1 protein-coding gene is annotated in these 1,140 nt (G+C 51.0%); it reads left to right on the forward strand.

The features are described 5' to 3' along the window. Positions 1-1,140, forward strand: a 1,140-nt coding sequence (locus tag M8370_RS23375; RefSeq protein ID WP_502799575.1) for a phage tail tip protein J-related protein, incomplete at both ends; no start/stop codon positions are given.

A 1,140-nucleotide genomic window follows, 5' to 3' on the forward strand; every position in this document is an offset into this window, starting at 1 on the left:
GAATGGGTGAGGGCGGGAACTGTATTTGCCATTTCAACCGCAAGCGTTGCGATTCGCCTTTTCCGGATACTGAGCGTTGCCGAAACGGAAAACAACTCCGTATACAGCATAACGGCCTCATTGCACGACCCCAACAAACAGGCCATCGTTGACGAGGGTGCAGTGTTTGAAGTTCCCAGCGATACGCTGAACGGCTACCGCGTGCCTAACGTGGAAAACCTGCGAATCCTGAACACAAACACCGAGACCGTCCAGGTTACAGCAACGTGGGAGACGGCAACCACTACTAAAAAGCTGGTGTTTGAGCTGTACATCTACAGTGCTGATGGGAAGCTGGTATCTCAGTACGAAACTGACCAGTTCCGGTATGAGTTTTACGGCCTTGCTGCCGGTAGCTACACGCTCGGCGTTCGTGGGCGCAATGAAAACGGGATGAAAGGCGCTGAGACTCAGGTAAGCCTGATTATCGGAGCGCCTAAGCCCCCGAACTCGGTTCAGTGGATACCTGGCCCACTTCAGGCCACTTTAGTTCCGGTCATGTCTGTTACTGCCACATCTGATACTTCTTTTGAATTTTGGTACGCAGGTGAGACTCCGATTCCATTGTCCGACGACATTGAGAATAAAGCTCAATTCCTTGGCCGTGGCAATCAGTGGACCATCCAAAAACTTAAGTTTGACCATGTTTATTACGTTTATGTTCGAACTCGTAATGCATTTGGCGTTTCAGGATTTGTAGAGGCTTCTGGAAAACCAACGGACGACTTCAGTGATATCACCAATGCAATACTGGAGGAGATTAAAGAGACTGATACGTTCAAAGACTTAATCGAGAACGCGGTGGACAGCAGCGGAAAACTGGCAGAACTGGCTGATGCAATCAAAGAGAATGCAAACGGTCTTGCAGCGGCGGTTGGATCGAATAAGCAGACAGCAGAAGCAATCATCGGCAACGCGCTTGCTATTGCTGATGTTGTCGTGCGGCAGACAGCCCAGCAGGGCGCTAACTCTGCGACCTTCGAACAGCTCCGGGAGGTGATCGCTACTGAGACGGAAGCGCGCGTCACGGATGTTACTCGTCTAGAGGCGAAAACTGCACAGAATGAAGCGGGTATTACTGATGTTCGCCAGGCGTTAGCT

Origin of the sequence: Enterobacter cloacae complex sp. OE43NF, assembly GCF_023544405.1 — a bacterium.
Lineage (GTDB): Bacteria > Pseudomonadota > Gammaproteobacteria > Enterobacterales > Enterobacteriaceae > Enterobacter > Enterobacter cloacae.